The sequence below is a fragment of the Intrasporangium sp. genome (genome assembly GCF_030452765.1).
Lineage (GTDB): Bacteria > Actinomycetota > Actinomycetes > Actinomycetales > Dermatophilaceae > Intrasporangium_A.
Genome location: NZ_JAKDLO010000158.1, coordinates 1 through 10,165, shown reverse-complemented (window position 1 = coordinate 10,165; position 10,165 = coordinate 1). Strand labels below are relative to the sequence as shown.

The following is a 10,165-nucleotide window of genomic DNA, read 5'->3' as shown; positions in this document are numbered from 1 at the left end:
AGAGGTCGAAGATGACCAACCACGACGCTGCTCCCACGATGAGCCCGCCCCAGCAGCACACGACCGCTGCTGACGGTACTCAGTTGTCCATGACGACCAAGGACATGCGACGCGTGATCCTGTCGAGCTTCATGGGCAGCATGATCGAGTACTACGACTTCATCCTGTACGCCACCGCTGCGAGCATCGTCTTCGAGACGGTCTTCTTCAGCGACCTGGGCCATGGGTTCGCCCTGTTCGCCTCGTTCGCGACCTTTGCCGTGGGCTACCTGGCCCGCCCGCTCGGCGGCATCATCTTCGGACACTTCGGCGACCTTCACGGCCGCAAGAAGATCCTGGTCCTGACGATGATGATGATGGGCTTGGCCTCGACGCTGATCGGCCTGCTCCCAACAACAGCGGCCATCGGCATCCTGGCCCCGATCGCACTGGTGCTGCTGCGGGTGATCCAGGGAGTATCGGTCGGCGGGGAGTGGGGCGGCGCGCTGCTTGTCGCCCTCGAACACGCTCCCCAACGCAGCCGCGGTCTGGCGGCGAGTCTGGCCAACGCCGGCGGCCCGGCCGGTGCGGTGCTGGCAACCCTCATCCTCGGCTTGTTCACTCGGCTCCCGGAGGACCAGTTCCTCGCCTGGGGATGGCGCGTCCCGTTCCTGTTCAGCCTCGCCATGCTCGCGGTTGGAATGTTCGTCCGGGTCCGAGTTGCCGAGACCCCGATGTTCCAGCAGCTGGAGGACCTTGGCGCGAAGAAGCGGGCGCCGATCCTGGAGGTCGTGCGAAACCACCGTAGGGCGGTACTCGTTTCGTTGATGGCCGTGCTGGCATTCACGACCACCCAGGGCCTCATGACCGTGTGGGGTGTCGCGGAAGCGGTCAACCACGGTGCCGACAAGACCGGGGTCCTGAACTGGAAGGCAGCCGCCGCGGTCGCGACCGTCGTGGTCGGTATCCTCGCCGGCAAGCTGAGCGACCGAGTCGGCCGCCGCGCGGTGGTCGTCGCCGGCTGTGCGCTCGGGGTGGTGCTGGCGTTCCCGATCATCGCCCTGCTCGGCACGGGCACGGTCGGTGGCTTCGCTGTGGCCATCCTGCTGGGCAACGGGCTCGTCCAGGGCATGGTGTTCGGACCGGTCGGCGCGCTCGTCGCCGAGCAGTTCCCCACCTCGATCCGGTTCTCGGGCGCATCGGTCTCCTACCAGACGGCATCGACGCTGGGTGCGGGCTTCTCCCCGCTCATCGCGACGCTACTGTTCATCAACGTCGGCGCGGTGTGGCCGATCGCCGTGTTCTGGGTCGTCGTGCTGGTGGCGAGCGGCGCCGCGGTGCTCATGACTCGTGAGGGCAGGGACGTCGACATCCACGCGGCCACCTGACATCGCCGCATCACGGAACGGCGTCGGATAAGCCTCGATCATCCTCGTACGTCCATCCGCTGGTCGCCAGCGGATGGGCGTACGAGGATGGTTCACATGGATACCGAGACCTGGACCAACGTCGATGCCTGGTTCGCCGAGCGTCTGCGCCCGAGAGACGAGGGCCTGGCCGACGCGGTCGTGGCAGGTGCGGCCCTCCCCCAGATCCAGGTCTCGGACCTGCAGGGTGGGTTCCTGGCGCTTCTGGCCCGCGCGATCGGCGCCCGCCGCATCCTCGAGATCGGCACACTCTTCGGCTTCTCGACGATCATGCTCGGCCGGGCGCTTCCCGAGGACGGTCGCCTCATCACCCTCGAGGCATCCGCGGACCACGCCCGTATCGCTCGGGCCAACCTCGAGAACGCCGGGCTCGCAGACCGCGTCGAGGTGCGCCTCGGGCCGGCCCTGGACACGCTCGACCGCCTGGCCGAGGCCAACGTCGAACCGTTCGACCTGGTCTTCATCGACGCCGACAAACGGCACAACCCGCAGTACTGGGCCTGGGCGCTCCGGTTCACCCGACCGCGCGGGGTGGTCATCGTCGACAACGTCGTGCGTGACGGCCGAGTCCTCGACGAGGCGAGCACCGACCCGGACATCGTCGGCACCCGGGAGCTGGTCGATGCCGCCGGCCGCGCTGTGGCCGACGGAACGGTCGATGTGACGGCGTTGCAGACCGTCGGCTCGAAGGGCTGGGACGGCTTCCTCGTCGCGACCCTCACCTGAGCAGGTCGCGGCTCGGTCGGCGGCGCCGGGCCCCGAGCAGGTCGAGGCCCGGCACCGCCTTCCTCACCCTTCAGTCGGTCACCGCGTGCGACACCTTTCGGCCGGTCACCCGTTCCGGTAGAGGTCGAACAGACCCGGGGGCGCCGCCACCACCACGTGGCCCGCCGCGACCTCCGGCACGATCGCCTCGACGAAGGGGACATACGCCGTGACCCCGTCGGTCAGCTCGATGACGAGCCGGTCCTGGGCGGCCCCGACCTGCAGGCCGGTCACCGTCCCGAGGACTGCCCCGGCCGGGTCACGGACCTCGAGACCGACGAGCTCCTCCTCGTACCAGGCCTGCTCGTCGTTGCCGCCGGCCTGACCGTCGGCCTCGTCGCCAGCCTCCAGCACGAGCCGGGCGCCGCGCAGCCCCTCGGCCCCGGTCCGGTCGGCGACCTCCTCGAACCCGACGAGCCAGGTGCCTTGGTGCGCCCGGGTGGAGCGCACCGTCAGGCGTCGCGGCACGCCGGACCCGGGACGTGCCCTCGTCTCGAGGATGGTGCCGACGGCGAGGCGGCGCCCAGGCTCGTCCGTGTGCAGCTGGACCGTCACCTCCCCGCGCAGCCCATGCGGCTTGCCGATCCGCGCAACCACTCTGTCGTCACCCATGGATGGGTCCTCTCAGTCCTCGGGGACGCATCGACAACCGACGGCGCGCACCGGGGACCGGTGAGGCCACGCCGGCGCAGCGGCATACGGGCTCAGCGCGTGCGATCCGTGTCGACGATGTCGATGCGGACGTTCTCGCCCTGCGCGAGCGCGGACATGACGGTGCGCAGGGCACTGGCCGTGCGGCCCGAGCGGCCGATGACGCGGCCGAGGTCGTCCGGGTGGACATGCACCTCGAGCAGCTCGCCTCGGCGCAGCTCCTTGCGCCGCACGACGACGTCCTCGTCGTGGTCGACGATGCCCTTGACGAGATGCTCGAGTGCCTCCTCGAGCACGGTCAGGACTCCGTGCCCGGTGACTCGGGCGGCGCGGCCTCAGCCTCGGTCGCGGCCGGCGGCTCGACGGTCTCGGTGCGCTTCTCGGCCTTCCTCGGCGTCGAGGCGCTGCCGGACGCCTTGCCGGCTGCGGCGACCGCCGCCTCGTAGCGCTCCTTCTTGGTGGGCCCCTGCTCCTTGGTCTTGACGTTGCCCTCACGCACCAGCGTGATCAGGGCTGCCACGGCCTCGGTCGGCTGGGCACCGTTGCCGATCCAGTAGTCGGCGCGCTCCATGTCGATCTCGATGAGCGACGGCTCCTGCGTCGGATGGTACTTGCCGATCTCCTCGATCGCTCGGCCGTCGCGCTTGGTGCGCGAGTCCATCACGACGACGCGGTAGAAGGGTGCAGGGATCTTGCCCATGCGCTTCTGGCGATTCTTGACTGCCAGGTCTGTGGTGTCTCCTCTTTCTTGGTTGTGAGCACGGCGAGACCGGGTGGGGAACACACGGGGAGCCGGGACTCGGTGTAGGCACCCGCATCAGGCGAGAGGGGCCGGGCACGGGCGGGTACAGCCGACCATTCTGCCAGATCCGCGAGCCGGACCCGACCACACCCCCATGGAAGGTGCTCAAGGGTATGCCGCTCGCACCCGAAGCGCGATGTCGACGACCTCGCGCTTGCTCGGGTCGGCCACCGGCTCGATGACCGGCACCTGTGCTGCTTCCAACCCGGACCGGGCCAGGCCGATGCGCAGCTCCACTGGGGACACGTGGCACTCCACGACGCCGCCGATCGATGACTGGCGAAGCAGCTCCCACAGGACTGCGGGGTCGGGGACAGTACGGATCGAGAAGACCGGCAGTGACAGCTCGGCCGCGACGAGGTTGGCGACGCCTCTGCCGTCGACCCCGGGAACTCCGTTGATCACCAGGGCCATTCGGTGCGGCCGGTGGGGGCGATAGGGCACGGCCGGCCAGTCGGAGGCCAGCATCGCGTAGCGGTCGTGGTCACGCCAGGTCCGCGCCGGGTCGTCCTTGCTCGGCAGACTGAGATAGTCGCGTGAGAAGCCCTCGTGCACGAAGCCGAGGCTTCGCACCAGTCCGGCCGACCGGGTGTTCGTCGGCTGGATGTTCGCCTCGATCCGGTGCAGGCCCATGCCCGCGGGCTCATCGGAGAAGACGGTGTCGATGACGATCTCGAGCCCCTCGGCGAACAGGCCACGCCCGGCGTAGGGGTCGTAGGCGTCGTAGCCCATCGTCGCGCTGCGGAAGGACCCGCGGGCGACGTTGGACACGTTGACCCTCCCGACGATGCCGTGCTCACCCTCGCGGTCCCGGGCATGGATCAGGAAGGTCCGGAAGGTCGGGGACTGGGCCCCGATGAGGCCCACGAGGTTGTCGGGGTCCGGGACAGCGAAGTCGGACAGGCGCCGCGTCGAGCGCGTCACGGCTTGTGCGTATGCCGCCGCATCCGCATGGGTGGGCGAGCGCACCACGACACGCTCCCCCGTCCGGGAGAACTGCCCCGCCTGGGGCGGACCGGCCGGGTCAGTGGACAACTCGACCTCGCAGGACGATGCCCTTGGGGTCGGCGAGCACGGTGGCGTCCTCGCGAGGGTCGGCGCCATAGACGACGATGTCGCCGTCTGCGCCCTCCTCGATCCCGGGACGGCCGAGCCACTGCCGGGCTCCCCAGGTGGCGGCGCCGAGGGCCTCGAGGACCGTCAGGCCGGCCTTGGTCAGCTCGACGATCTCTCGAGCGACGAGCCCATGGGGCAGGCTCCCGCCGGCATCGGTGCCGACGTAGATCGGCACGCCTGCCTCGTGGGCGGCGCCGATCGTCGCGTAGCGCCGCTCGTGCAGGTCGAGCATGTGTCGGTGGTAGGCCGGAAACCTCTCCTTGGCGGGGGCCGCGATCTGCGGGAACTGGGCGATGTTGACCAGGGTCGGCACGATGGCGATGCCTCGGGCCGCGAACGCGTCGATCGAGTCCTCCTGCAGCCCGGTCGCGTGCTCGATGCAGTCGATGCCGGCCGCAGCGAGGTCGCGCAAGGACTGTTCTCCGAAGCAGTGGGCGGTGACCCGGACACCCTCCTCGTGGGCGGCCCGGATCGCGGCGGCGAACACCTCCCGAGACCAGCTCGGGGTCAGGTCACCGACCTCGCGGTCGATCCAGTCGCCGACGAGCTTGACCCAGCCGTCACCACGGTGTGCCTCGAGCCGGACGTACTTCTCGAGCTCGTCCTGCTCGACCTCGTGGGCGAAGTTGCGCATGTAACGCTTGGTCCGCGCGATGTGGCGGCCGGCCCGGATGATCTTCGGCAGATCCTCGCGCTCGTCGATCCACCGTGTGTCGCCCGGCTGACCGGCGTCCCGGATGAGCAGGGCACCGTGAGCGCGGTCGGCGAGGGCCTGCTGCTCGGCCTCCTCGCGAGGCACCTCGCCGTGGTGGCCGAGACCGACGTGGCAGTGGGCGTCGACGAGCCCGGGCAGGGCCCAGCCCTCGAGGGTCTGCACGTCCGTGTGCCCGCTCGGGGCGGCGGTGAACGACACCTTGCCATCGATGATCCAGACCTCGTCGCGGGTCTCGTGAGGGCCGACGAGGACCTGGCCTCGCACATGAAGCACCGGCGCATCCATACGCCCGACCTTATCGAGATGCCAACGTGGCCGTGGAGTCGTGCCTGCGATGCCAGTATCCGGTCTTGTCGCGTCCCGGACAGGCACCGCCGACCCAACCACACATCACGTCGCCAGTCATGGCGTCGCAACGCGATCCGGCCGACCCACCCGCACGTCAGGTCGCAAGTCATGTCGCAGGCTTGGGAACTTGCCGTGCTCAGGTTGCACCGCCCGCGCGACATGACCTGCGACCTGACTCGGGCGCGTGCGACATGACCTGCGACCTGACTCGGGCGCGTGCGACATGACCTGCGACCCGACCCCGCCCGCAGCGAGCAACACCACCGATCCGCGCCCCGACCCGTCATCTCGGCGGGGCACAGCGGCGAGCACACCACCAGCTGCGCTGAGCAGACTCAGCGGCCCCCGAGGTACTTTTCGAAGCCCTTCGGCAGCTGCCCCGGGTCGAGGTCCGGCGTCTCGCCGTCGCCGGCACCGGGCATCCCGAACGCCGATGCGGCCGACTTCTGGCGGCTCTGCGCCGCCTTCTCGGCCAGCGCCCGCTCCTCCGCGGCGCGCTTGGCCGGGTTGCCGCTCTTGCCCTTCTTGCGCTTGACCTGCTGGGCCCTGCCGCGCTTGCCCGTCCCTGGAACGCCGGGCATCCCGGGCAGGCCCCCGTCGCCACCGCGAGCCAACGACTTCATCATCTTCTGGGCCTGCCCGAACCGTTCGAGCAGCTGGTTGACGTCGGTCACGGTGACCCCGGATCCGCGAGCGATCCGAGCCCGACGAGAACCGTTGATCTGCTTGGGATGGGTCCGCTCGAAGGGCGTCATCGACCGGACCATCGCCTCGACCCGGTCGAACTCCCGGTCGTCGAACGAGTCGAGCTGCTCGCGCATGCCCTGCATGCCGGGCATCATCTTGAGCATCGACTTGAGCGAGCCCATCTTCCGGATGGCGTTCATCTGCTGGAGGAAGTCCTCGAAGGTGAAGTCCTCCTCGGCGAGGAACTTCCGGGCCATCTCGTCGGCCTCGTGCCGGTCGAACGCCTTCTCGGCCTGCTCGATGAGCGTGAGGACATCGCCCATGTCGAGGATCCGTCCCGCCATCCGGTCGGGGTGGAACACCTCGATGTCGGTGAACTTCTCACCGATGGAGGCGTACATGATCGGTTCGCCGGTGATCTCGGTCACGGACAGCGCGGCGCCACCACGGGCGTCACCGTCGAGCTTCGACAGGACGACACCGGTGAACGCGACGCCGTCGTGGAAGGCCTGGGCGGTCTCGACCGCGGCCTGGCCGATCATCGCGTCGATGACGAAGAGCACCTCGTCGGGCTGGACCGCCGCCCGGATGTCGGCAGCCTGCTGCATGAGCTCGGTGTCGACGGCGAGCCGACCGGCGGTATCGACGATGACGACGTCGTGCTGTCGACTGCGCGCCTCCTCGACGCCGGCGCGGGCGACGGCGACGGGGTCGCCGAACGAGTGCGTGCCCTCGCCCGACGCGAGGACCGCGTCGTGGCCACCCATGTTGCCGCGTTCGGGGGCGAAGACCGGCACCCCGGCACGTTCGCCGGTCACCTCGAGCTGGGTGACGGCGTTCGGACGCTGCAGGTCGGCGGCGACCAGGAGCGGGGTGTGGCCCTTGTCCTTGAGCCAGTGCCCGAGCTTGCCGGCGAACGTCGTCTTGCCGGACCCCTGCAGGCCGGCGAGCATGATGACGGTCGGCGGCTGCTTCGCGAGCCGGAGCTGGCGGGTCTGCCCGCCGAGGATCTCGATGAGCTCCTCGTTGACGATCTTGACGACCTGCTGCGCGGGGTTGAGCGCCTGGTTGACCTCGGCGCCGAGGGCGCGCTCGCGGACCCGGCTGGTGAACCGCCTGACGACCGGCAGCGCAACATCCGCGTCGAGCAGCGCCATCCGGATGTCACGGATCGCCTTGTTGACGTCGCTCTCGGAGAGGCGGCCCTTGCCGCGGAGGTTCTTGAAGGTCGCGGTCAGCCGATCAGACAGGGATCCAAACACGCACGCAACTCTAACCGTTGCTCGGGTGCGCCCCCGCCACCCCGCCACAGGCCTCGATGATCGTCGCGATCGCGTGGGCGGACCGGGCGGGTGCCAGTAGGCCACCGGCGAACTCCGTCACGTAGAAGGTGTCGAGTGCCTGCCCGGCGCGGGTGGATATGTGGGCCGACCGGATCGTCACCGACGCCCTGGCGAGGGCCAGCCCGATATGCCGCAGCAGGTCAGGCCGGTCCGCGGCCCGGACCTCGAGGACCGTCGCGTGGTCCGAGGCACCCGGCAGCTCGCGCACGCGGGCGCGGCTCGGCGGCCCCGACGGGGGGTGGTGAGGAGCGCTGCCTGCCCGGCGCCGGTCGAGCTTGGCGAGCGGCCCACGGTCGCCGGCCGCGACCCGGACCAGGTCCCGTCCGATCCGCTCGGCAACCGGCGCCTCCCCCCCTGGGGAGTCCACCCACCATTCGTTCACCGCGAGGCCCTCGTGCGTGCGCACCCTCGCCGAACGCACCCCGAACCCCATCGACCCCAACAGGCCGGCGGTGTCGGCGAACAGGCCCACCCGGTCGCGGTCGACCACCTGGACCCGATGGGCCCCACCGAGAGTCTCGACCGAGACCACCGGGTGGCCCATCGCGAGCTGCTCCAGATGCTGACCGGTCAGGTGCTCCTCGAGCGAGGCAAGGGCAAGCTCGACGGGCCCCGCGACCGCGACCCCGAACGATGGTTCCAGCACCTGGCCGGCCCGGGCGCAGAGCCGGTCCACGAGGCCGGCACGCCAGTCGGTCCAGGCGAGCGGGCCGGCAGCCCTGGCGTCTGCCTCGGTGAGGATCCGCAGCAGCTCGAGCGTCTGCGCCGACCCTCCCACCGCCTCGTCGAGAACTGCGACCGTCGCGGGGTCCGTGGGGTCGCGCCGGGTCGCGAGCTCGACGAGAGTCAGGTGCTCTCGGACGAGACGCACGACCAGGGTGGCGTCGACATCGGGCAGGCCCATCCGAGCCACCACGTCTGCCGCGATGTCGGCCCCGGTCGTCGAGTGATCGGACGAGCCCGCGAGCTTGCCGATGTCGTGCAGCAGTGCGGCGAGCACGAGCAGGTCCGGCCGGTCGAGATCGGGCAGCATGCCGCTCGCGATGACGGCTGTCTCGACGAGGTGCCGGTCCACCGTGTGCCGGTGCACGGGACTGCGCTGCGGTCGGCACCGGACGCCCGCCCACTCGGGCAGCCACCGCTCGATGACCCCGACGAGGTCGAGCCCCTCCCACACAGGCACCAGGCCGGGACCGGCCGCGAGCAGGTCCGCGAAGAGCTCTCGGGCCAGCTGGGGCCACGGCTCGGGCAGCGGCGGCGCGTGTTCGGCGAGGTTGCGAAGCGTCGCTGGGGCCAGGGGCAGTCCGTTGCGGGCAGCGACGACGGCGGCGCGTAGCGGCAGCAACGGGTCGGACGCCACTGCGGTGGACGGCCCGAGGACGACCTCGCCGTCGTGCCGGTAGAGGCCGTAGCCGAGGGGAGTCAGCTGCGGCCGTCGAGGCCTGACGCGCAGCACCCGGGCCTGCTGGGACTGCAGGGACCGGCGCAGGGTCGTCTGAGCGGCATACGCGATGACGCGCGCCGCGGAGGACACCTCGGTCAGGAGCGCATCGGCGTCGGGGTGCCCCAGCAGGGCGGCGCACGCGTCCTGGTCCTCTCGGCCGAGCCGGTCGCGGTCCCGGCCGGTGACGACGTGGATCGCGTCGCGCACGTCGAGCAGGCGGCCGTAGGCGGTGTCGACGTCCCCGTGGGGCCGGTCGGTGAGCCAGGCCGCAGCCAGCGCCCGCAGCAGAGCCATGTCACGCAGTCCGCCGCGGGCCTCCTTGAGGTCGGGCTCCACGAGGTGGGCCAGGTCGCCATGGCGGGCGTACCGAGCGGTCACCGCCTCCTGCACCTCGGGCAGGCGCTTCCGGGCACTGGCCCGCCAGTCGTGGGCGACGGTCGAGCGTGCAGCCGCCACGACGTCCGGGTCGCCGGCCACGCAGGTGATGTCCAGCAGGCTGACCGCGGCCGTGAGGTCCGCGACCGCGACGGCACGGCATTCGGCGACTGTCCGCACGCTGTGGTCGAGCCGAGCTCCCGAGTCCCAGATCGGGTACCAGAGCCGGTCCGCGAAGGCCGACACGCCGGAGGCGGGGAGCCCGCGCGGATGGTGGAGCAGGACGAGGTCCAGGTCGCTGCGCGGCCCGGAGTCCCCTCGGGCCAAGGAGCCGACGGCGGCCAGTGCGACGCCGTCGAGACGGCGGCCCGCGCACGCCTCGTCCCACACCTGCTCGAGCCAGGCACGGGAGTGCTCGGCGATCGCCCGGCGCCTGCTGGCCCCTGCACCGGGTGTCACGAAGCCACGTGACCCCGCCAGACGGAGGCGCTGGGACAGGAAGTCCTGCTCCGA

9 protein-coding genes are annotated in these 10,165 nt (G+C 70.7%); 2 read left to right on the top strand and 7 right to left on the bottom strand.

Going from position 1 to position 10,165, the window contains the following annotated elements:
- On the top strand, positions 1 to 1,367 hold a 1,367-nt coding region (locus tag L0H79_RS17130; RefSeq protein ID WP_367652486.1), incomplete at its 5' end, for an MFS transporter.
- A 96-nt stretch (positions 1,368 to 1,463) separates the two neighbouring features.
- Positions 1,464 to 2,132 (top strand): O-methyltransferase, encoded by a 669-nt coding sequence (locus L0H79_RS17125; RefSeq protein WP_301485858.1) that lies wholly within the window; start codon positions 1,464 to 1,466, stop codon positions 2,130 to 2,132.
- Between the two features lie 105 nt (positions 2,133 to 2,237).
- On the opposite strand, the gene rimM is transcribed toward L0H79_RS17125, so the two are convergent.
- The 7 genes from rimM to L0H79_RS17090 all read right to left on the bottom strand — a co-directional run bounded on the left by rimM (position 2,238) and on the right by L0H79_RS17090 (position 10,132).
- Positions 2,238 to 2,783 (bottom strand): ribosome maturation factor RimM, encoded by a 546-nt coding sequence (gene rimM / locus L0H79_RS17120; RefSeq protein WP_301485857.1) that lies wholly within the window; start codon positions 2,781 to 2,783, stop codon positions 2,238 to 2,240.
- 92 nt (positions 2,784 to 2,875) lie between these two features.
- Positions 2,876 to 3,118, bottom strand: coding sequence for an RNA-binding protein (locus L0H79_RS17115; protein ID WP_301485856.1), 243 nt, complete (start codon positions 3,116 to 3,118; stop codon positions 2,876 to 2,878).
- 2 nt (positions 3,119 to 3,120) lie between these two features.
- A complete protein-coding gene (gene rpsP / locus L0H79_RS17110) occupies positions 3,121 to 3,549 on the bottom strand; it encodes a 30S ribosomal protein S16 (RefSeq protein WP_301485860.1) in 429 nt (142 codons plus the stop codon).
- Between the two features lie 180 nt (positions 3,550 to 3,729).
- Entirely contained in the window at positions 3,730 to 4,596 is an 867-nt protein-coding gene (locus L0H79_RS17105; protein WP_301485855.1) for a GNAT family N-acetyltransferase, read from the bottom strand.
- Positions 4,597 to 4,648: 52 nt separating this feature from the next.
- The gene (locus L0H79_RS17100) at positions 4,649 to 5,740 is read right to left on the bottom strand and encodes an amidohydrolase family protein (protein WP_301485854.1); all 1,092 of its coding nucleotides are present in this window, start codon (positions 5,738 to 5,740) and stop codon (positions 4,649 to 4,651) included.
- 398 nt (positions 5,741 to 6,138) lie between these two features.
- Entirely contained in the window at positions 6,139 to 7,752 is a 1,614-nt protein-coding gene (gene ffh / locus L0H79_RS17095; RefSeq protein ID WP_301485853.1) for a signal recognition particle protein, read from the bottom strand.
- 10 nt (positions 7,753 to 7,762) lie between these two features.
- Positions 7,763 to 10,132 (bottom strand): [protein-PII] uridylyltransferase, encoded by a 2,370-nt coding sequence (locus tag L0H79_RS17090; protein WP_301485859.1) that lies wholly within the window; start codon positions 10,130 to 10,132, stop codon positions 7,763 to 7,765.
- Between the last annotated feature and the right edge of the window lie 33 nt (positions 10,133 to 10,165).